General features: G+C 43.2%; 15 protein-coding genes. 2 read left to right on the top strand and 13 right to left on the bottom strand.

Annotated elements, in window-relative coordinates; translation table 11 throughout:
- Positions 1 to 111: 111 nt before the first annotated feature.
- The 7 genes from F0361_RS13325 to F0361_RS13295 all read right to left on the bottom strand — a co-directional run bounded on the left by F0361_RS13325 (position 112) and on the right by F0361_RS13295 (position 9,340).
- Complete coding sequence (locus F0361_RS13325; protein ID WP_154919202.1) at positions 112 to 891, bottom strand: hypothetical protein; 780 nt, start codon at positions 889 to 891, stop codon at positions 112 to 114.
- Positions 892 to 993: 102 nt separating this feature from the next.
- A complete protein-coding gene (locus tag F0361_RS13320; RefSeq protein ID WP_154919200.1) occupies positions 994 to 1,881 on the bottom strand; it encodes a hypothetical protein in 888 nt (295 codons plus the stop codon).
- 22 nt (positions 1,882 to 1,903) lie between these two features.
- Positions 1,904 to 2,629 (bottom strand): class I SAM-dependent methyltransferase, encoded by a 726-nt coding sequence (locus F0361_RS13315; RefSeq protein ID WP_154919199.1) that lies wholly within the window; start codon positions 2,627 to 2,629, stop codon positions 1,904 to 1,906.
- A gap of 11 nt (positions 2,630 to 2,640) precedes the next feature.
- On the bottom strand, positions 2,641 to 4,338 hold the full coding sequence (ggt, locus tag F0361_RS13310; protein WP_211361172.1) for a gamma-glutamyltransferase: 1,698 nt from the start codon (positions 4,336 to 4,338) through the stop codon (positions 2,641 to 2,643).
- Between the two features lie 222 nt (positions 4,339 to 4,560).
- Complete coding sequence (locus F0361_RS13305; RefSeq protein ID WP_154919195.1) at positions 4,561 to 5,349, bottom strand: 3-keto-disaccharide hydrolase; 789 nt, start codon at positions 5,347 to 5,349, stop codon at positions 4,561 to 4,563.
- A 133-nt stretch (positions 5,350 to 5,482) separates the two neighbouring features.
- Positions 5,483 to 7,660, bottom strand: coding sequence for an Ig-like domain-containing protein (locus F0361_RS13300; protein ID WP_154919193.1), 2,178 nt, complete (start codon positions 7,658 to 7,660; stop codon positions 5,483 to 5,485).
- A gap of 639 nt (positions 7,661 to 8,299) precedes the next feature.
- Complete coding sequence (locus F0361_RS13295) at positions 8,300 to 9,340, bottom strand: leishmanolysin-related zinc metalloendopeptidase (RefSeq protein ID WP_154919191.1); 1,041 nt, start codon at positions 9,338 to 9,340, stop codon at positions 8,300 to 8,302.
- Between the two features lie 282 nt (positions 9,341 to 9,622).
- On the opposite strand from F0361_RS13295, the gene F0361_RS13290 reads away from it, so the two are divergent.
- Both F0361_RS13290 and F0361_RS13285 read left to right on the top strand, forming a co-directional pair.
- Positions 9,623 to 11,497, top strand: coding sequence for a thrombospondin type 3 repeat-containing protein (locus tag F0361_RS13290; protein ID WP_154919189.1), 1,875 nt, complete (start codon positions 9,623 to 9,625; stop codon positions 11,495 to 11,497).
- A gap of 124 nt (positions 11,498 to 11,621) precedes the next feature.
- Complete coding sequence (locus tag F0361_RS13285; RefSeq protein WP_154919187.1) at positions 11,622 to 12,488, top strand: DUF808 domain-containing protein; 867 nt, start codon at positions 11,622 to 11,624, stop codon at positions 12,486 to 12,488.
- Positions 12,489 to 12,496: 8 nt separating this feature from the next.
- Here F0361_RS13285 and F0361_RS13280 read toward each other — a convergent pair whose 3' ends face one another.
- From F0361_RS13280 to F0361_RS13255, 6 genes are all read right to left on the bottom strand, one after another.
- Complete coding sequence (locus F0361_RS13280) at positions 12,497 to 13,342, bottom strand: MORN repeat-containing protein (protein WP_154919184.1); 846 nt, start codon at positions 13,340 to 13,342, stop codon at positions 12,497 to 12,499.
- 33 nt (positions 13,343 to 13,375) lie between these two features.
- The gene (locus F0361_RS13275; protein ID WP_154919182.1) at positions 13,376 to 14,206 is read right to left on the bottom strand and encodes a DUF2490 domain-containing protein; all 831 of its coding nucleotides are present in this window, start codon (positions 14,204 to 14,206) and stop codon (positions 13,376 to 13,378) included.
- Positions 14,207 to 14,208: 2 nt separating this feature from the next.
- Positions 14,209 to 16,122, bottom strand: coding sequence for a hypothetical protein (locus F0361_RS13270; RefSeq protein ID WP_154919180.1), 1,914 nt, complete (start codon positions 16,120 to 16,122; stop codon positions 14,209 to 14,211).
- Positions 16,123 to 16,216: 94 nt separating this feature from the next.
- Positions 16,217 to 17,491, bottom strand: coding sequence for an aminotransferase class V-fold PLP-dependent enzyme (locus F0361_RS13265; RefSeq protein ID WP_154919178.1), 1,275 nt, complete (start codon positions 17,489 to 17,491; stop codon positions 16,217 to 16,219).
- Positions 17,492 to 17,524: 33 nt separating this feature from the next.
- Complete coding sequence (locus F0361_RS13260) at positions 17,525 to 20,518, bottom strand: VPS10 domain-containing protein (RefSeq protein ID WP_154919176.1); 2,994 nt, start codon at positions 20,516 to 20,518, stop codon at positions 17,525 to 17,527.
- 149 nt (positions 20,519 to 20,667) lie between these two features.
- Positions 20,668 to 21,951, bottom strand: coding sequence for a prolyl oligopeptidase family serine peptidase (locus F0361_RS13255; protein WP_154919174.1), 1,284 nt, complete (start codon positions 21,949 to 21,951; stop codon positions 20,668 to 20,670).
- Between the last annotated feature and the right edge of the window lie 50 nt (positions 21,952 to 22,001).

Raw genomic sequence — 22,001 nt, 5'->3', positions numbered from 1 at the left:
GGTTTAAACTTTTTCTAACCAGCTATTGAGAAAATACAATGGCTTTTTCCGTTTTGAATACCAGTAGGGATAAGTACGCAATGATTGTATTTTGAATCTTTGATATTATGATTACAAAACTGTACCATTTTCCAACCAACGTTGCAAAAGCGGTTCATTATGGGAAATGGCCACAAGATGAAATTTTTTGAATTTTGTAAGCACCCGTGATTCATTTAGTTTTTCCATACAGACGGAAACAGGTGAAAAATAGTTGGAATGAATTAAAAGTAATTCTCCGTCCCTTTTTAAAAGATAGCCCACGTGGCCTTCATCAAAACCTATAAAATAGAGTCCTTCGTGAGTCAAACGATCGATTTCCGCCAAGGCATTCTCCGGGGTTTCTTGTACAAAACTTTTAATTTCAGACCCACAACTGATCATTTTTGCTTCATCTAAGGGCGATTTTTGGGCCAAGGTATATCGATTTAGCTTTACACCCATATCACGTAAGGTGGTAGATATAAAATATCCACATGCTATTTTTCCTTGATTGGGAACTTCTGTATGACCCCCGAAACTCCAAGGTGTGCCATACCAGTGCGGAAGGATTTCATTAACCAACTGATTGGTGAAGGCCTTTTTAACGTGGTCAAGGGTAATAGTGCCTGTCCAAAGGTCTTTCTGTAATTTTACTCGTAGGGATTCGGCGGCCGTTTTGGTATTTTTATAGGAAATGGCGATACTATCGGGATCCATCTCAAAAAGTGCTGTTTTCTTTTCGTTATCCTCCTTTAATTCTTCAAGAGGCCCTTTCATTTCCGATGCATGGGATACATCCCTATTTTTACCGGCATTCACCGTAGAGGGAAGTGTAAAAATCAGGGAAAATAATAACGAAAGATAAAACATGATTTTTCCAAGTGCTCGTGTTCCTTATAGTAAAGTAACGTATTCATTACGAATTAAGTATGTATAAAAAGTTAAATCCTGCACCTTAACTTCCCCTATTCCCTAAATACTGAGGTTAACCCCCCACCAAACTTCGTAATCCCTAGGTACCAAAGGTCGGTAACTTTGAAATCCTTGATCGGCAATCTTAAGGCCTTCAATTTCATTTTTTTCATTTCGCACGTAAGCGATGAAAATGAAGGAATGTCCGTAGGGGTCCAGTTTCTTCACATCAGCTCCCTTCACCACTTTTTCATAGTCATCCTTAAATCGCCATACCTGCATCAACGCCCCGGGTTGCAACTCCCCTGCCCAAACCCCCTTTGTATCGACTAAGGTTCCCATACCGGCATACGCCACAGCCCCTGCGTTTCCCTTGCCTCTGTAGGCTTCCGGAAGGCTTCGCCAACCCCTTTTCGTATCGGAAGCGGACACATAGAGTAAATTATAGACCTGTTTTGGGGTATACCTCTTTGTGCCCATATATTCCGGTAAGTCCTGATAAACGGAGTGGCCATGGATTTCTTTGTAAGCTTTTTCAAAACGGGTTTTGCTCACGGTGAGACAGTGGCCCGTGGGTTCCTTATTCTCGCTTTTTAAATAGTTCTCAACGATTCTTTGCGCTACCAGACTTTTAGGAGTTACATCAACAGATACTGCCTTATCCTTTTGTGCTAGCGAGTCCAATGTACTAATTGCGTTCAAGGGAGTCACACTTAAAGGCAGGTTAATGTAATCATGGTCATCAAATACATAACTCCAGGTATTCGACCTTGTTCGATGGCTGTTTGGCCGTTCTAGCATAACTTTCTCCTCTGGTGCGGCTAGGGTTATTCTTTGCTGGATATTTTGTTTGGAAGCACAACCAACCAAAACAAATCCAAAAGTAATATTACCTATAAACCACTTACAGAACTTTCTAAGCCCTATGGGTAACAAAATGCGGGTCATTTTTAGCCAACGGTTCTAATTACTACTCTTTCACAAACACCATACAATGTTGCCAAGGAAGGTTGCCATCATTTTGCTTTAATGTAAACCCTCCAGCTTCCCACTCCTTTGTGGCTTGGGCCTCGGTCATTTTATGGAGCTCCTTTATGGGAACGCTCCTATCCTCTCCCCTATATTCGATCAGAAATACAGCTCCATCCGGTTTCAGCGCTTTTTTTATGGATGCAATCATTTCTTTCGGATAGGCAAATTCGTGATAGACATCCACCATCAGCACCTTATCGACCGCATTTTCCGGAAGGTTGACACTCCTTTCACTTCCCAGTACAATTTGAACATTCGGTACATTTTGGGACTCTTTTTTTGAGCCGATAGCCGCAAGCATTTCCTTTTGGATGTCCACGGCATACACGGCTCCTAGTTTTGCCTTAGGAGCCATTTTAAACACATGGTAGCCGGAACCCGCCCCGATATCGGCAATGACATCCGTGGGCTGAATATCCATGTTCTTGAGCAATTTGGAGGTGTTCTCCTCTTCCTCACGCTCCGGGCGTTCCAACCAGTTCATGCCTTGAAATCCCATGACGTGGGCGATTTCCCGACCCATATACCATTTCCCGATGCCATTGATGTCACCTGCTTTGTATTCATAGTCGGCAGTAGCCTCTTTCACCTGTGCCTTGCAGGAACCGAGTACCAAAAAACCCAGCATCAGCAAAACCGATTTGTATGTTGTTCCGATTTTCATTTTTCACTAAATTAATATCCTGCTGCCTGACCATCCTTACGCGACTCCGATGCGCCTGTGTACACCTTGTTTTCCAAATCGACACCAATGGCCTGATAGCCTCCATACATGCCTACCCCAAAACCGATGCGATGGCCTTTCTTTCGTAATTCCCGTCTGGTTTCAGGTGCAAAACCGGACTCAAGATTCAAGGTGCCTCCGTTGGTCATTTCGGATCCTGTAGGCTGTGAACTTCCTGTGTGTCGCATTCTGGGTGCATCCCCAGCTTCCTGCAAATTCATACCAAAGTCAACAACGTTCACTACAATCTGTGCATGGCCCTGGGGCTGAACGGCCCCGCCCATGAGTCCGAAACTTACCCACGGTTTACCATCCTTGGTAATGAAAGCAGGGATTATGGTATGAAAGGGGCGTTTCCCCGGTTCCAGGGCATTGGCATGGTCTTTATCCTGTACATTGAACATTTGCCCCCTGTTCTGGAGGACAAATCCCAATTCGTCCGGCACCATCCCGGAAGCGAATTCGGAATAAATACTTTGTATCAAAGAGACCATGTTGCCGTCCTTATCGGCTACGGTCAAATATGTTGTATTCCCCGTTTCGATTTCCATATCCCCAGCGGGATAGGTGTCGGCCGCTTTGTCCATGTTTATAAGCTTTCTTCGTTGCGCAGCGTATTCATCCGATAGCAATGTTTCCAAAGGAATTTTGTTGAATTCCGGGTCGGCATAGAACTTCGCCCTATCTTCATAGGCCAGTTTTTTTGCTTCCGTGAGCACATGCAGGTATTCGGTACTACCAAAACCCATTTCACCTATATCAAATCCTTCAAGAATGTTCAACATCTGCAGGGCTGCTGTACCTTGTCCGTTGGGCGGCAATTCCCAAACATCGTAACCCCGATAGTTCACGGACACAGGTTCCACCCAATTGGAAGTGTGGTTGGCCAGATCTTCATAACGTAAGAATCCGCCGTGCTTTTTCATATAACTGTCAATCGTTTTGGCAATGGAACCCTTGTAAAAGACATCCCGACCTTCATTGGCAATAAGCTGATAGGTATTGGCTAAATTGGTATTGACAAAAACTTCACCCTTCATGGGTGGACGGCCATTTGGCATATAGGTGTCGGCAAAACCGGGTTGGCCTTGAACCGATTCATAATTGGATACCATTTCATAGGCGATGACTTCCGATACCGGAAAACCATTGTTTCCATAGTCAATGGCGGGTTTCAGGATATCCTTCATGGGTATTTTCCCGAATTTTTCGTGCAATGTGAACCAACCATCCACGCAACCTGGTACCGACACAGGCAAAGGACCATAAAATGGTACATATTTCATACCCTTATCGATAAAGTAGTCAATGGAAAGGGATTTGGGTGCCCTGCCACTTCCATTGAAACCGTACAGTTTTTGTTCCTTGGCAGACCATACGATGGCGAAGATATCTCCGCCAATACCACAACTCGCCGGTTCTACCAATCCCAATACCGCGTTGGCAGCTATAGCCGCATCCATGGCACTACCTCCTTTTTTTAGGATGTCCAAGGCAGCTTGGGTGGCCAAGGGCTGACTGGTGGCGGCCATTCCGTTTTGGGCCAGAATTTCGGAGCGGGTCGTAAAGGTTTCACCGGTCAGTCGATCTTGAGCATTCAATAGGTTTCCTATCGTAAATAAGGCAATAAATAAGGGTGCAAATTTCATTTTCATATATTTTTAGTGACTTCAACGTTTGACCGGAAAGGCACGGCCCTCTTATACCCTTAAATATACGGATAGTCCATTCGAATTTCGTGACTTTTCTAAAAATTGATATACTAGAAAGCGCAAAACCCTTATGTTCCCTTTTTTTGAAGTGGTCGTGAATAGGGAACAATAGCCTTTAAGTTTATTCTTTGAATACTTTAAAAATGCTATCCTAAATTTTTAACGCAACTCCCGAATCTTAATATCACGGAACCACGATTCAAAATACCAGTTCTGTAGGGCGATTTTTCCTTGGGTGGCCCTTCCAAATGCGGGTCGGTCCCTAAAATTTGACTCCGCGACCGTTTTTGACCATTCTGGAGATGTTAAATCCGCTTCTGCCGTAAGAATTCCGTTGAGGTAGAATTGTATTTGACCATCTTGTTGCACGATTTTGGCTGTGTTCCATTGTCCTGTGGGATTGGCCTTTGCCTCGTTCGTTTGTGGATAAAGGCCCCAAAGGCAACCGGGTCTTTTCATGGGAGTGTTTGTATCAGAGTGTTCAGGGTCCAATAGTTGATATTCTGGACCGGTCTCATAGGTCGCACGATACACTGGGGTTTCCTGAACATTGATGAAGACACCGCCGTTACCGCGAAGGCCCATTTGCCACTCGAATTGAAGTTCGAAGTTCTCGAATTCGGTATTTGTTACCAAATCCCCAAATACTCTGCTTTCATCTGTAGCGTTGCAATAAATGGCACCATCTTTCACTTCCCAAGCCGAAAAGCTTGTAGAATCGGGTTTATTAAACAAATGCCACCCGTCCAGGGTCTTACCATCAAATAGTAACCTCCACCCCTGTTCTTTTTCGATATCCAACAATTGATTGTGAACCTTGTTTTTAATGGCGAGTTCCTTGGAGCGTTCAATTTTGAATTTCGCCTTTTCTTCCTGTTGCTTACAGGAAAAAATCAATAGCAAAAAACATAGAAAACTAAAGGAAATGCGATTTAATGAAATGGTCATTTGATCATTTTGAATTACTTACTATCGTTCATAAACTTGATTTGGGTGCCATACCCAAAAGTTTTCTAAAGTAACCAAAATTTACTTAGGTGCTGATAGTAATGTCGTTTTCTACTATGACAAGTATTCACGTCTACCACCAATTCCAAAAATAATCGTTGTTGGAAAATGTTTGGGTAGTTTCACCCGTAAAAATACTCTCGAACCTTGGCGCTGCCTTTTTAAATGCCTTATTACCTTTAATTATCTGTTCTAGATACGAGTTATAACCATTGAATGATTCATATCTACCTACGGATACCCTACCAATCTCAATCTGATTATTCTTGTAGACATCGTAAATTGGAAAATTCTGTAACAGTTCGGGTATATTGGGTAATGATATGGATGTGATTTTAGAGCTATCAAAAAACAAATTCCATTGATAGGGCGCCCCTATATCATAGCCACCTTCCATATAAATTTCACCTATCGAATGCCCTGTTCCAGTGGTCGAAATTTGTACTTCGTTATTTGTCATTGAAAAATTAACGGTCCAATCTGGAATGCTAATATTATCCCGGGGAATACCTAAACCTTTGGATTGATAATTGCCTGAATTAAAACTATGGGCATGGGAATAAAACTGGGTGTTTAAAATATAATTGTATCCAAAACTGGCATTGGCTCCATATCCGTAACTCCAAATTTGATGGTAGATATCATTGACTTCACCTGTTTGATTAAAAAAACCATAAATACTTAAATTCTTTGTTTCGGTCATATATTCTGCAGGTGTCATAATTATTTGTTTATCAACTAAATTGTCCTGAACGAAATCTGAATAATTAATCTCGAAACCGGAAGCTATAGGCCTCTCAATCAATAAGTAACTGTAAAAATTGGTAATGGGATTAAATCCATACATATATGCAGGATCCTGAGTATCCATCATGTTTGAACTTGTAAAATTGGTAACAAGGGGATCGCCTGCTTCATTAGAGGAAAAATAATAATCTCTTCCAAAAAAGGAGAGCTGTAAATCCTGAGGTTTTCCATTAATGGGATAATACGTACCGCCATCCCCGGTGTAACGAGTGGAGGTCTCCAGGGTAAGTGTATTTAGGTTTTCTAGATTGACATTGGTTATACTGTACAAATAAGAAGCAACACCATTTGATCCCAAAGATGCAAAAGTTATGGTGAATTCTTGATCTATAGCAAAGTTCTCAACTGCATGTAATTTTACTTGTCTAGAATCATGGGTGAGTTGTTCAATATCAATCAAACTACCGTCCAAATTCGAAGCTATGACATAATGTGAAGCAGGAATATTATAGCTTAAATAATCATCCGGAATATTTAAAGTAAATATGAGCCGCTGTAATAATACACTCCAAATAGAAATGGTTTTATTACCCAAACTATCCGTGGCAATAAATTTAATTTCTCCTTCTCCTAATTCAAAAAGGTCAGGATTGAAATCAAAACTAATTTCTGTAGTTAGATCAAATTCATGAATCAACTCATCCCTAAAGTATAGTTGAAGTGTATCTACCTCTGAAAAGGAATCGGTTACAACTGGATTTAGGGTAATCTGTTCATCGATTATCATATCCGGTTCCAACGCGTCCAATACTATTTCAGGTCCTGAGTTGTCGACAAGAAAAGTAACAGTGTAGGAGGCTGTATTACCTGCTAAGTCAGAAACCTGAATTTGCAATTCATTGGGTCCATCTTGAAGGTTTGATGTGTCTAGGTTAAAATTGTACTTATTTTCTTGAGCATACGGTATCGATTGTCCATTAACAAGAACAGAAACTGAGGAAATTTCGTCATTATCCGTAGCGGAAAACATAATTGCATTATCAATTCCCTGTAACATATCTCCCTCTTCTAGGGTAACTTCCGTTATTAAGGGTACATCATTGTCTATTATTATAGTAAATTCTTTGAGGGTTTCATTATCGGCGATATCCGTCACTAGAATACTCAATTTATAATCCGCATTTTTTGAACTAATGACCTGTTTTTTTGCGGAGAAAAAAGTCAAGTCTAAAATCAATTCATAAGGTGCGATTAAATCCTCACCAACTTTTTGATCATCAATAAACGCTTCCACTCTTTTTATTCCACTTTCGTCCTTAGCATCAATACTTATATTTACGCTACTACCCACTTTTATTGGGCCCATGCTTAAATTGGGAATACCTGCTATAGAAACCTCTATTACCGGTGCTACGGTATCAGGAATTTTTTGTTGCTCTTCTTCGGTGGAACATGATTGCAATGAAACAACGAATAAAATGGAATAGCATAGTTTTCTAATCATAAAAGGTTGGTTTTATAATTTTGGCTATGTAAAAAACATGACCCAAATCTTTTTAATAAGAAGGTAACGAATATAGAAGCATTTTCTTACAAGACTTACTATTTATTCCACATTTTATTTGGAAATAACTTTAAAAAAAGCTGTTGTGCGATGCCGAGACTTTTTATTTTTTTTTGAATAATTTATTAGCTCTCCCTATAAAGCAACAGTTTTGTATTTGTTATTCCTTAATATGCTATTCCAGCGATATAAGCTATGGCAAAAATCGGTCCTCGGTCCTTGTCAAAGTTATTTCCCAATCCCATTGTACTAGAAGATTGGCTTTCTTTAAATATTACTGTGTTACTTCCCTTTTTGGACATGCTGCGCATTAAGTAACTTACACTTTTTTGGTATTTATTCTTTCACATACCAGTTTAAGAGAATTATGGTGAGCTAGAATCCATGTAACCCAATCAATATAGGTATTTGCTACAGATACTAGTATCTCAACGAATACCATATTTTCTTAACAAACATAATTAATGACCGACCTAAGAGCTTCGGAAATATGTTACACCTCCCAAAAAATTTACATACAAAAAAGCCCATTCCAAACTTTTGGAACGGGCTTTTTAGATCGGACCTTAATTTTCCGAATTATTTTTTCATATTCACAAAACCAATAGGTTGCAATAAGGTTTCCATTTTAGCAATGTGCAGTCCTTCACCGGTACCTTTAGCCGCAATTCCTGGCGTACCTTTGGGCAGATCATAGGATTCCCCAACGCTGGCAGCCCCATACCCTAAATCCGACATAGAGCCTGCTGTGATTCTGCTTAACGGGTTTTCTCCTAAATTTAAGAATCCTGTCATCAACTCGTTGTTGAGTGCACCTTCGTCCCAATGTCCAAAACGCGTACCTGGACCAAAGTCGCCTTCGATGGGAAGCTCATCCGTACCACCTTCCGCATTCCAGAACACATTTGCTTTTCTACCTGCAAAATAGGGAGCATCGGGCGTACCAACACGTAATGTTCTATCAAAACCAAAAGGTGCTGTGTTCCATAAGGTACCTATTCCTAGAACATGGCCCATTTCGTGCACGATGACCTCTTCGAACAAATCCAATTGTTCGAGAAAATCCAAATCGGCCACGTCAAAAAACATCACTCCGGAAAGTGTGAGGAAATCGTCAGTTCTCACGAAGCTTGGCCCTGCCTGCCCTAAGATATTCCCTGGACCGTCAATGGGTGCCAACGCTACTTCAATAATGATGTCATCCACGGTTCCATCCTCGACAACAGGTGGCAACCCATCAAATGCGGAGGGTAATGTACCTGTGAACGAAGGAACATCCTTAATAATAATTCGTTCCCATCTGGCGGCTGCGGCTTCAAAAACTTCCACTTGTCTATCCGTAGGTGGCAATAAATACTTTAAGGTTATATTAAAACGCCCACGATCTACACCCGCCGCCGTAGTCGTTTTTAAAGAACCTTCACCCAAGTCATCGATGATAATGGGATCGAACGAACCGGATTTTAACTCAAGTTCAGTTTTCTGTACATCCCCTAGCTCAGCTTCAGGGGAGTCAAGGGAATCTTCAGAACATGAAGTAAATAAAAAAGCACCGCAAAGGGTACCTGCAATCATGAGCTTTGACCAGCCCAAATCTAAATTAAATCTGTTTTTTTTCATTTTTCAATTGTTCGTTTTAATTAGTTGTTAAAAATTATAACATTTAATAGGTTTGAACAAATAAATATCACGATTTTCGATATATGCACCTTGCGCATCAAATCAACCTTATTTCATTTGAACCAACCTTCTTTTGAATAAGTCAGGGGTTTCCAAAAAATAACTTTGAACTAGGGACCAAACCACAGGTATCCACCCAGTCACCTTATTTATTTCCTAATTACCAACAATACTTTTGCGATTCCTTAACCCTTTAGGAACTTTAGGGTGAGAATTAGTTGCATGCTGAAAATCATTTTTGAAAAGAAATACCGTAAACTGGGCAACCGAAGACGCTATTTGTTCTTTGGGTGTTTCCTTATGTTTTTAGGTCAACTAATGGCCCAAGTTACCTTTTCCGATACTTTCTCAACGGTTTCCTACGCTAGGAATGACGGAAATACCAATTGGGCAACCAATTGGATTGAATCCGGGGATACCAATAATGGCCCATCCGCACAATATATTAGTATTCAAAATCAGCAACTATATTTGTATCGTTTGTCAACAGAAGATATTCGAAGAACCGCAAACCTTTCCAATGCCACTTCAGCTACTCTTAGCTTTGATTATAATACCAATAGCCTTGGTGGAAACCGACAACTTGGTGTATATATTTCCAGCACGGGCGGCGCTCCTTACACCCAAATTGGAACGCTTTCAGGTAATGGTTCTTTTACACAGGATATAACCGCTTACATATCGGCAAATACAGTAATACGTTTCGCAAAATCGAATACAAATTGGCAGTCAGATGATTATGCTTACTTAGACAATGTTCTGATTTCTGCAGTGGTACCCGTGGATACAGATGGTGATGGTATTGAGGATGTCGCCGATTTCGATAATGACAATGATGGAATTTTGGATTGGGATGAATGTACATTTAATTCTACATCCACACAGAATTTTAATTCTTCAGGTGGAAGCGCTATAACGAATACGGCAACTACAGGACGGGGTAATATGTACATTGACTTTGTCTCAATTGATAATTCATTCAACCTAACCATCAACGGAACCGATATTGCTACGGAGTTTCAATTCCAACCCGGCGCACCTGGTAACTTTGCAAGGTTCAGTACGGGATTTACCTATGGACAGGGAGGCGTTCCTCAACTTTGGTCTATGACTGGAACATTGGCAAACCCCATGCTCAGAGTGATCGTAGATGCCGATGGACACCTGAAACTGTATGGAGCGCAATCGCCGGGTGGCACTCTTTTGCCCTTAACATTGGATGTTCCACCCATAACAGTGCCATGGAATCCATCCGGAACCAATACGATTACCATAGGTCAGTTCGTGACGGGACCTACCAATATGAACGGTCAGATCAGATTTAGCGGCGAGTGCGACACGGATGGCGATGGAATTTTTAACCGATTTGACCTGGATAGCGATAACGATGGCATCTATGACGCAGTGGAAGCAGGCCATGGACAGACACATACAAACGGTGTGTTGAATGGGGCCGTTGGTTCGGACGGGGTTCCCAATTTGGTTCAGACCGACCCTAACGGCGGAAGTATCAACTATACCTATTCAGATAGCGATAGCGATGGTATTTTGGATATTGTAGATTTGGATTCCGATAACGATGGGTGTAACGATGTTTTGGAAGCCGGATTTACGGATAACAATTCGGACGGACTCCTGGGTCCTAATCCCATATCCACGGATGCCAACGGTGTAGTCACCTCAGGATCGGACGGTTACACGGTGCCTGCCGATGCCGATGCGGACGCCGTGTTCGATTTTAGACAGGCCGGAGCACCGCCCATTATAACCACACAGCCCTCGGATGCCATAATTTGTCCCGGATGTAGCGGTAGTCTATCTGTTTCGGCAACGAATGCCGACACCTATCAATGGCAACGGTTTATAGGAGGTCTTTGGACGGATATAACGGACAATGCCATGTTCAGCGGTTCGAATTCTGCAACCCTCAACATCACCAATCCGACTCCTTCGCAAAATGGGGAGCAATACCGAGTTGTCTTGACCGATGTTGCCTATATCTGCGCACAGACCACCAGTGCCATAGCCAGCCTCCAGATACAGGTAAATACCATCATTACGAACAGACGTATAACCTATAGGGTACACAAGAATTAGTCGGGTTTCCCAAAGACATACGGAAACCAAAAAACAAGACTGCAAAATTTGTCAGTTCATTTTTTGGCCATTTGCATCCCCATAAGTCAGTATCATAATTTACTTTTGCCAAAAAATATAGGATATGGCATCAGGTTTTTTTGCAGTATTGGATGATGTGGCAACACTTTTGGACGACGTAGCTACCATGAGCAAGGTGGCCACCAAAAAGACCGCCGGAATTTTGGGGGATGATTTGGCCGTAAACGCGGAAAAAGCATCCGGTTTTGTTTCCAAGCGCGAAATCCCAGTGCTTTGGGCCATTACAAAGGGTTCCTTGCTCAACAAAATTATCATTCTTCCCATTGCCTTTTTACTGAGTGCCTTCCTTCCTATCGCCGTAACCATCATCCTGATACTTGGTGGGCTTTATTTGGCCTATGAAGGTGCCGAAAAGATATACGAGTTCATTTTCCCCCATTACCACGAGGCGCCCACCATAAAGGAGGAAGCCCCCAGTAAAAAGGATATCCTTGAAATGGAAAAGGAAAAGATAAAGTCCGCCATACTAACTGATTTTATTTTATCCGTTGAAATCGTGATCATTGCCCTGGGTACGGTTATAAATGAACCACTCACTACACAGATTGGGGTGGTTACGGTAGTGGCGCTTTTGGCCACTGTAGGTGTTTACGGCATCGTTGCCCTGATCGTACGGATGGACGAATTTGGATTGCGACTTATCAATTTGAACGAGGAGGACAATAGTTTTTCGGATAAAGTGGGTCGGTTTTTTGTAAATGCACTTCCAATCGTAATAAAGTCACTTGCCGTTATTGGAACCATAGCCTTACTTTTGGTATCCGGGGGAATCTTTGTACACAATGTACCATTTCTTCATCACATATTCCCAAGCATACCATCCATTTTGTTGGAGTTCGTCATAGGACTTGCAGTCGGTTTTGTAGTACTGCTGCTTGTTAAAGGAATAAAGAAAATCTTTAAAAAATAGGTTGCAACTTATCTATCGTTGATTTCCACCAACTTGTCCTCGTTCCATTCGCCGCTGGCCACTACATCACCTTCTGAATCGAAGAACTTACCGGAACCACTTCGTTTGTCCTCCTTCCACTGACCTGCGTATTTTTCTCCGTTCGGCCAAAAATAGGTGCCAAAACCGTTTCGAAGGTCATCTTTGAACTCCCCGGAGTAATATTCGCCATCTGGCCAATAAAAAGTTCCCTGTCCATGGCGTTGATTGTTCTTCCAATTTCCCTCATACCTGCTTCCGGTTGCCAATAATGCTATTCCATAGCCCTGTGCCTTTCCATCCTTCACCTGACCTATATAATGTAGCTGGTTTCCCTTTCTACTCTTAAAAGTGAGATATTCTCCAAAGGATTTTTGCTTTAGTTGCTTTTTGACTCGCTCCAATTGAAGCTTTGTCTTTTCTAGATTAAAACTCAGGGAGTCGAACTGCCGTACTGCAGCTTCTTCAGATAGGGACTTGATTTGTAGACTGTCGGCATTCAAGATGCTACTGTCCTTTGGATTATTGGGATTTCTATTTTGGTTCAGCAATTTTTCCGCGAGCGCGATGCGAAGCGGAATGCCCATTTTGATTTCCTTGCTCCTGTTGATGGTATCACTATATGATTTTATGGCCAATTCGTAATCGCCCTGCAACAATAGGGAATCCATTTGGGCCAAACGCTCAAAATCCTTCAAATTGTCCAGAATTACTTCCTTTTCTTCCTTAAGTTGGCTTATTTGATGCTGCTGCTGGACGAATCTATAAAGCAATAACATGACCCCTAAAATGGCAACAGCTAGAGCACTAAAATAAAACACTTTTCTTGACTTCATAATCGATTCGTTTGATATACCAATACGTACGGTCTAATCCGTCATATGGATTTCCGGAAGCTTGTTTTTTATACGCCTAAAATCTGGGGAAAAATACATATGGAAGCGTAGGGTCCACCCTTGTTTGTAATCCCCCGCAAAGACGCGGTCCTGTCCTTGGGAGTACATAAGCCCTGCCGCAAAGGTGAGCCGCGGGGTAGCGATGTAACCCAAGGTAGTGGTCAATCGCAGATCTTCCATAGGGCTGGCCACCACAGCCTTGCCACTCTGCATGATAAGTTCCGCTTCGGGGGAAATGTAATAGGTTTTGGGTTTCAGTTTGGTATCGTTCAGGGGGATTTTGGCCCGGAACATATAACGCCACCGATTCCTGAAAATATATTCACTATTTTCCGCAAACCCCTGTGTCCACCGATGCTCGATACGAATCCTGTGATACAACATGGCGGAATATAAGGGCATGGCGAACTGGTATTGATGCCAAATACGCCACTCGGGAACCACATTTCTGTCCGTGGATTCCTCATCTGTATTAAAATTGACGCGCACTACCCCACCCAAACTAAAGTTGGTTTTTTTATCGTAGATGTAGCCAATGGCGTGACGGTTATAAACTTGAGCGATCTGCCCAATAAATGGGGTGTTCTCCGTTTCCTCGAACCTGAAATGGGTCTGGGCATCCCAGAAAAAACGCTTGCCGATTCGTATGTTCCCGTAGGTATTGAACCACACCTTGGATACGGGCTCCTTATATTTTGAATTTTCCGGCAAAACTATGGGTTCGGATTCCTGTCCGTAGGTAACGAAAACAATCGCCAAAAGGGAAAGAATACACCCAAAAAAGTTCAATTTACCTTTTCTCATGCCTAGTCTTCTTTTGGGATTTGCTGTTGGAACAACTTCAAGATCTCTTCTGCCGTTCGTGCCCTTTTAAGTTTTCGTTCTAATTTTCGGGTTTCCTCGTTTCGTAAACCTACCATTCGGTTATTGGCATACACAATCTGTTCCCGTAATAAGGCAAACCTATCACATTCCCCTGTTTGTGAAATAGTTTGCACAAAATAGGGCACCAAAATATCCCTATACGCCTCCACGATACGCTTTTTGACCTCCTCCTCCATGACGGTCGCCATAAAGGGATTCCAGATATCGTCCGTATAGAGCGCCTTAATTTCTTTGATTTTTTCCGGAAAATTGGAAAGAAGTTTGATCAGGGATCTGATATCCTCCAAACAGGATTGTAGGTCTTCCCCAAAACTCAATTTTTCGCCCGGGTTGGAAATATTTGCATAGGTGGCCAATTCTTCATTGGCGGTTTCTCCCAAATTTTTCAAGGCATTGGCATAATTCTCCGGAAGCTGGGGCGAAAGGGAATCGATTTGCTTTTCAATACCGTTGTTTATGGAAATAAGGTCGTTTTCCAGTTCCTTTAAGGATTGGATTTGAACATCGTTCGATAGCTTATTAGACAGTTGGTCCAGGATATATTCCATGCTCATTTGGGCATAGACACTTATTTGCTCCATGGCTTGAAGACCACTACCTTGAAAGTTGAAAGCATCGGCTTCAGGCAGTTGAAATGGCTCTTGCCCGACCTGTACCTCGATAGTCTTATCGGGAATTCCGACCGGAAAGATACGCCCTTCAACGGTGGATGGATTTACAAATTCAAAAATTTGATTTTGGTAAAGATCTACATAGGATTCCAAGGGACTCAGAAATTCCGATACCAATTTTTCGGTAACCGAATACCAATACTGAGCATCGGTATCCGTTCTTCGGATAATATTGAGGTGGCTATTGGAAAGGATAGTCTTGGACAGTTCCGATGCTTGGGTCAAATTATCGGAAATCCGTTCCAAGGTCTCCTTTTGAAGGCTGTCCAAAGCATACACGGGAACCTGTACCTTTATATTCGTATCAAAGGGAACGGAGCCCAATTGTGTAAGTATCGTATTGATTTTTTGGTACACTTCGCGGTTCTTGGACAACAGTTGCAACGTGTTGCCCTGACCTATCTTATCCCGTAAGTTATATCGTAAAAGCAGCAGGAATCGGTCGTCCAAGGAAATCATCTCATACTGTGGTGCATACATATCGAAAACTGGGACCTCCTCACCTGTAGCATCAAAAACGATTTTTTGTAGGAGTCCTTCTTCAAAGTACCATGTTTCGTCCACTTCCAAGGCATTGCTTCCGTAACTGGTCCATGCATCGTGCGCCACGCCGTTCCTAAGAAATCTACCTACGAGGGCACTGCTATCACTTTCTATTTTGAAACTTTGCTGGGGAACGCCCTTTTCAAAATTGAATTCACTTTTGAACAGTATATTCGTTACTTCGGAGTTTTCAACCTCCTGTACCGTAATATGCCAATCGCCATCAGGCAGGCCTTCGGATAAAACACCGGTCGCCATTTCCTGGGTGCCGCTGACCAAGATTCGATATTCGAAATCTACGACTTCGCTCTTACTGTCAGACGTATATTTTCCAAATTGAAATTGCCACGGACCATTGGCCAAGGCGTCGATAAAATTGCCCTTGATGGTAAAGGAGGAGTCCTGTTCCTTCAACAAGGTCTCCAAATTGGACTTTTGAAACAAAAATGGGCCGTCTAGTACCGTATCGGTTGCCGAAGTATAGTACTGATAACGCGCATTGCCCGTATATTTTCCAATTTGGAACGGTCCTTCATATTCACCTTTTTCCTGAGCAATCAGTAAGGTCTGACAGAAAAGCAGAAAAAGGAGTGTGAATCCTTTGTATGTAAACCTATTCATGCGGCAAAAATAGTGTTTAAGAAGCATTTAGATAGCGTTAACACCTTGTTGATTACAAAATGAATCTTTTGGGTCAAAAAAGAACACTAAAAGATTAACCTAGACTTTCTATAACACGCAGGGAACGGTCTATTTCTTCCTTTGAATTATAGATATGAACGGAATGACGGATCATTTTATCGCCCACGGACCGAGGCTGCAATCGCTCCTTTTCCCACATGGCTGTTTGCAAATCGGGTCCCGAAATACCGGCAACACCATAGGTCGTAATCCCTGCGGCCATTTCCTCATTCGTGGAGGAGTAGATGGTAACATGCGAAATCCGTTTTAGACCATTGCGCAAATACATTCCCAATTCCTTGATCCTCCCCAGCCATTGTTCCGCCCCTATGGTATTAAAGAAATCCACCGCGGCATCGTAACCCGCCAAAAGTCCGGCATTCCCCGTGCCATTCTGCATGAGTCGGAATCCATGGTCTTCCTGATTGTCCCAATTGTAACTGGCGATCGTGGACCATATATTCGAAACAACATCCTTGTTAATGTACAAAAGGCCACTTCCGGCGGGCGCCAAAAGCCATTTGTGCAGGCTGGAATAATAGGCATCGCAGCCAATGTCCCGTACATCTACCGGAATCTGCCCAACACACTGGGCGCCGTCCAATACCGTAAAGATGCCGTTATTTTTAGCTTTTTGGCATATTTCCTTGACCGGCATCACCGTTCCATAACCTGACACGATATGGGGTATGGCAATCACCTTCGTTTTTTTGGTTACCTGCTTAAAAATAGCGTCAACAATTTCTTGCGGATCGTTGGCCGGTTCTGGTAAGATTGCTTGCTTGTACACACATCCCTTGCGTTTTGCCAATAATTGCCACGCCCCAAAGCCACCGCCGTGTTCCTGATTTGTGTTCAGCAATTCGTCCCCGGGCTTGAGATCAAGTCCCATCCCCACGTAGTTCATCCCAAACGTCGCGTTTTGGATAAGGCTGATTTCCCTAAAATCACAATTGATAATGATCGCCAACTTGGTGCGAAGTTCTTCGTACGGGAAATAGCCGCTCAACAACTTGGGACCTGAATTATTTTTATAGTCGATGGTGGCCGCCTCTACATTGTAATGCAACATATGGTGCATCATTTTGTCCAACACGTACCCCGGTGTTGGGCCCATGGTCCCATTGTTAAAATAGGTCTGTCCTTCTTTTAGGGGGAATTGCTTCCGAACGGAATTCCAATACGCGTCGTCATAGGAATCCGTTTTTAAAGCCCCTAAGGACCACTCCTTTTTCGGGTCGAAGGACAGCAATGGGGCCGAAAGCAAGGCCAAAGCCCCTTGTTTTAGAAATTTTCTTCGGTGCGACATGGCAAAGGTTGCTTACTTGAACATTCAAACAGTTTATAGATTCACTTTTTGTTTCACGGCTTGAAACTGTTGCTGCAACTCCTTGAATCTTTGTACTTCTTCATTGCCCGGTTTTTTATCGGACCCACCTAGGATGTTGGACAGATAGGAAATCTGGGCGACCATCATCTGTTGCGGATAGGCCCCGTCATCGTTTTTGATGGATTTTAATACATTTTCCAAGGCTTCTTTCTCCGCTTTGTCCTTGGTTTCCTTGATTTTCTTTTCCAAGGAATCCTGGAATTTTCGCGCTTCGGACAAAAGGTCGTTAACCTTGTTTTGTAGGGCCAACTGCTCCTGTATCATTTCTTGGGAAACCCCTTCCCGCTCCAAACGGGGATCCATCAGTATATCGAAGGTTTGCTCGGTAGATTTTCCGTCCACCGTCAGTTTGGCGGTATAGGTTCCCGGCAAAACCATGGGGCCATTTTTATAACTTCTGCTTTTGTTGGAATTCCAGGCCCCTTTTTGCCTTAGGTCCCAAGCAAAACGATTGATACCCTTCTTGGTTTCCAATTTGGTGTCCACATACTCAAAGACCATACTCAAGCCCATATCCTCCACCGATTCCTTGGTGGATTTTAACTGGGTGGAATCACTCACGATGGTCGCCACCGTATTTCGGTCCGAATCAAGTATTTCAATGCTTACCCCATTTTTATAATCTTGCGGTAGGTAATAATCGATACTTACGCTGGTGGATGGATAGTTGGGGAAATCACCGGAACCCCATGGCGATCTATAGCGATAGGTATCTTCCGGTTTGAAAAGTACCGGTTCCTCGCCTAAGGCTGTTATTTTGGAATCCCTGATGGCACTCACATCGTCCAAAATCCAAAAACCGCGTCCCATAGTGCTCAATATCAAATCACCGCGATGCAGGATAATATCGGTAATGGGGGTTATAGGTAAGTTTTGCTGAAAGGATTTCCAACTTTTTCCGTCATCGAATGAAATGAACATCCCATATTCCGTTCCCAAATACAATAATCCAGGGGTTTTAGGATCTTCCCTGAGTACCCTTGTGGTATGGTCCGATGGAATTCCATTGGCCTCGGTACTCAACACCGTCCAGTTCTTTCCGTAATCTTCCGTTTTGTATATATATGGTTTTTCATCGCCCAGTAAATGTCGGTCTACGGCAACATAGGCCTTGGCAGGGTCGAATTGGGAAGGTTCAACGGACTCTACCCTTCCACCGTTAGGGAGTTTCTTAGGGGTGACATCGCTCCATGTCTGTCCGCCATCTTGGGTTACAGAAATAACGCCGTCATTGGAACCTGTCCAGATAAGCCCTTCCTTTATTTTTGACTCCCTGATGGAATAGAGCGTACTGTAATACTCCTCCCCGGTGATGTCCCTTGTGATGGGACTACCGGAAATTACCTGTTTATCGTCCTCATTGGCAGTTAGATCGGGAGAAATCGTTTCCCAAATTTGGCCATCATTTCTGGTTTTATGAAGGTATTGCGAGCCCATATAGACCACATTTGGATCATGTGGGGACACGTGGATGGGCGCCACCCTTTGAAACCTGTATTTTAGGTCCTTGGGATTGTGTCCATAGATATTTGAGGCTCCAATGGAGTATTCGCGGTCCGTACCCGTAAGCTTGTTAAATACGCTAAACCGACCTTTACAGTTGTTGTACACCACATTAGGATCGCCAGGTTTTGGGATGGCTGGACCGGTTTCACAGCCGCCCACATCCATCATGATCTGTGTACCCTGCGGACCACTGGCTGTCGGTGCCGAACTGGGAATAGCTATGGTGGTATTGTCCTGTTGCGCCCCATAGACCCAATAGGGATACTGGTCGTCCACGGCCACCTGATAGATTTCCGCCGTGGGCTGATTGAATTGTGTGGACCACGTCTTTCCCCCATTGTGGGAAACGTTCGCCCCACCATCATTACATTGGATCAACAGATCGGGATTGTTGGGGTTTAACCAAATATCATGGTTATCACCGTGAGGTACGCTCATACGTTTCCAGGTCTTTCCGCCATCAACCGATTTTAATAGCGGATTTGCATTGGAGTAAACGATATCCGGGTTGGTGGGGTCCAATTCAATGTTGGTATAGTAAAAAGGTCGGTTTACAAGTCCCTCATTGCAGGAGGTTTGGGTAAAGGTCTTTCCTTGATCTACAGATTTATAGACCCCTCCTTCCTTTCCCGGTGCTTCAATTACAGCGTACAGAATACTGGAGTCGGTAGGGGAAACGGCCAAGTCAATTTTTCCAATGAGGCCTTTTGGCAGTCCATCTTCCAATTTTACCCAGTCCTTGCCACCGTTGACCGATTTGTAGATACCTCCCTCTTTATTATCTCCTCCGGAAATAATGGTCCACGGGGTTCTTTGTGCCTTCCAAGCCGCGGCGTACACCACATTCGGGTTACCGGGAAGCAGTTCCAAATCGGCAAAGCCCGTTTCATTGGAAACGAAAAGGACCTTTTCCCAGGTATTTCCACCATCCATAGTTTTGTAGATACCCCGTTCCTCGTTGGGTTTAAAAGCATTTCCTATGGCAGCTACCCAAACGATATTACTATTGGTCGGGTCAATTTCAACGGCACCGATCTGTCCGGCATTTTCCAAGCCGATATGTGTCCAGGTTTTTCCAGCGTCAATGGATTTATAGACCCCTTTTCCGTTGATAATATTACTTCGAATACCATCCGAACCCGTACCCACATAGACGATATTCGGGTCGTTTTGGGCCACTTCAATAGCACCAATGGAGGGTGTCTTAAAAAATCCATCAGAAACATTTTTCCAAGTGGTCCCGTAATCGTCGGTTTTCCACACACCCGCACCTGAAGCTCCCAAATAAAATGTGCCCGGAAGCATGGGCGTACCCGTCACGGTGGTGACCCTTCCTCCCCTATTGGGCCCGATCGTGCGGTATTGGAAAGCGTCAAAGTTTTGGGAAAAAACGGTAAGTCCTAAAAACAGGAAAACAGTGGATAGCAATAGCCTTTTCATGAAAAATGATATTTGAATGTTGGTTTTGCCTAAAGTTACGCAATACTCCAAGTTTACCAATTTCCAAAATGAATTTTTAGGATTATCGAAATTCTTTGGGGTAGGATATGTAAAGATTCCGATAATCCATCGGGATATGCTTCAAATTTCTATTTGTGCTGTTGTGCCAACCACTCCATAATGGTAACGGGCTTGCTGTCGATAAGGACCGGGTTGCCATCATAATCAAAATCGGCATCATTGGCATGGGAATAGATCCAAGACCAATGCCCTGGAAAATGATAAGCTTTCCCGCCATACATACCATTCAAATCGGTTACATGGTCATAGAGGGATAAATGCACGTTGGGTGCACCAGCGGCCACCAATCTTTCATAAAGGGGTACTACGGTTTTTTCGGGAACGGTTGTGGTATCGTCCTTGGAATGCACGAACCATATAGGAATATTTATGATGCTGTTCAATTGTGCCTCCGAGATGAACTCATTGTGATAGGCCAGCGCACTAATGTAGCCCGCTGCAAAATAATCAGGGTGGTTCAATAAGAGTTTGAGACTCATGTAACCCCCATTGGAACAGCCACCTATATAGATTCTATCCGTATCGATTCCCGGGTTTTTACTTACATAATCCTTGATCAAGGCCATCAAGGCCTCATTGTAAATATCATTGGTATTGCCACGGGTATATTCCCCAGATTCACTCTGCATCCAAAAAGTGGGCGTCTGGGGCGCCAGTACATAGGCCCCTTTAAAAATTTCCTGAATCTTTGCGGAAGCATAATTGACAGCTTTGTTGGCAATAAGGGGAATACCAGGGTCGGTGCCACCTTCCCCACCACCATGAAGCCAAATGATCAATGGAAAGCTTCCGGTGCCTTCTGGTTTAAAGCCACCATAGGTAAGGTCAATATCCTTATGGCTAAAAGTTCCCGTTAAATCAAAAATATCAAGGTCGGGAATCATTCTTTTGCCCTCCTTGTCCCAAGTTGTTCCCGTAGGTACATGGGTAACGGTCAATTCATAATCAATCCATTGGTTGCTGGCCCTTCCATTTGGGCCACGGTAGTACTTGATTGGGGAACTTAATGGGTCGTTAGGTGCTACCATGAGAACCAATGTTGTAAATTCACCAGTCTCACTGCGGTCCCCATCTGCATTGGAGGGATAGGCATATAACACATTCCTGGTTCCTTGGGCTTCCCCCTCCCGCATTTCTACATTTTCCTTGCTTCGTACAACCTTCACCTCATAATCTCCAAAAACAGCGGGTGTTTCGGATTCAACTTTGGGTACGATTATCTTGTTAACGGCCGGACCCCAATCATAGGCATCAATTAGTAAGGTGTACGTGCCCTGTCCATCACTTTGCGCGGTAAGGGTTACAAGGGGAAAAATCAAAAATGCGAGAAGAATTTGATGGATGCGTTTCATTTTCAGTCGGTTTAGACTTTGAAAATAAACGATTTCCTTGATTTCACAAA

The sequence above is a fragment of the Maribacter flavus genome, assembly GCF_008386635.1.
GTDB classification, from domain to species: Bacteria; Bacteroidota; Bacteroidia; order Flavobacteriales; family Flavobacteriaceae; genus Maribacter; species Maribacter flavus.
This window is presented reverse-complemented; position numbering and strand designations above follow the sequence as displayed.

What these genes read in the sequence shown, in the direction of transcription:
- F0361_RS13260 (WP_154919176.1), bottom strand. Translation starts at nt 20,518, where the DNA reads ATGAAAAGGCTATTGCTATCCACTGTTTTCCTGTTTTTAGGACTTACC.
- F0361_RS13285 (WP_154919187.1), top strand. Translation starts at nt 11,622, where the DNA reads ATGGCATCAGGTTTTTTTGCAGTATTGGATGATGTGGCAACACTTTTG.
- ggt (WP_211361172.1), bottom strand. Translation starts at nt 4,338, where the DNA reads ATGAAATTTGCACCCTTATTTATTGCCTTATTTACGATAGGAAACCTA.
- F0361_RS13320 (WP_154919200.1), bottom strand. Translation starts at nt 1,881, where the DNA reads ATGACCCGCATTTTGTTACCCATAGGGCTTAGAAAGTTCTGTAAGTGG.
- F0361_RS13295 (WP_154919191.1), bottom strand. Translation starts at nt 9,340, where the DNA reads ATGAAAAAAAACAGATTTAATTTAGATTTGGGCTGGTCAAAGCTCATG.
- F0361_RS13280 (WP_154919184.1), bottom strand. Translation starts at nt 13,342, where the DNA reads ATGAAGTCAAGAAAAGTGTTTTATTTTAGTGCTCTAGCTGTTGCCATT.
- F0361_RS13255 (WP_154919174.1), bottom strand. Translation starts at nt 21,951, where the DNA reads ATGAAACGCATCCATCAAATTCTTCTCGCATTTTTGATTTTTCCCCTT.
- F0361_RS13270 (WP_154919180.1), bottom strand. Translation starts at nt 16,122, where the DNA reads ATGAATAGGTTTACATACAAAGGATTCACACTCCTTTTTCTGCTTTTC.
- F0361_RS13315 (WP_154919199.1), bottom strand. Translation starts at nt 2,629, where the DNA reads ATGAAAATCGGAACAACATACAAATCGGTTTTGCTGATGCTGGGTTTT.
- F0361_RS13300 (WP_154919193.1), bottom strand. Translation starts at nt 7,660, where the DNA reads ATGATTAGAAAACTATGCTATTCCATTTTATTCGTTGTTTCATTGCAA.
- F0361_RS13290 (WP_154919189.1), top strand. Translation starts at nt 9,623, where the DNA reads ATGCTGAAAATCATTTTTGAAAAGAAATACCGTAAACTGGGCAACCGA.
- F0361_RS13275 (WP_154919182.1), bottom strand. Translation starts at nt 14,206, where the DNA reads ATGAGAAAAGGTAAATTGAACTTTTTTGGGTGTATTCTTTCCCTTTTG.
- F0361_RS13305 (WP_154919195.1), bottom strand. Translation starts at nt 5,349, where the DNA reads ATGACCATTTCATTAAATCGCATTTCCTTTAGTTTTCTATGTTTTTTG.
- F0361_RS13265 (WP_154919178.1), bottom strand. Translation starts at nt 17,491, where the DNA reads ATGTCGCACCGAAGAAAATTTCTAAAACAAGGGGCTTTGGCCTTGCTT.
- F0361_RS13325 (WP_154919202.1), bottom strand. Translation starts at nt 891, where the DNA reads ATGTTTTATCTTTCGTTATTATTTTCCCTGATTTTTACACTTCCCTCT.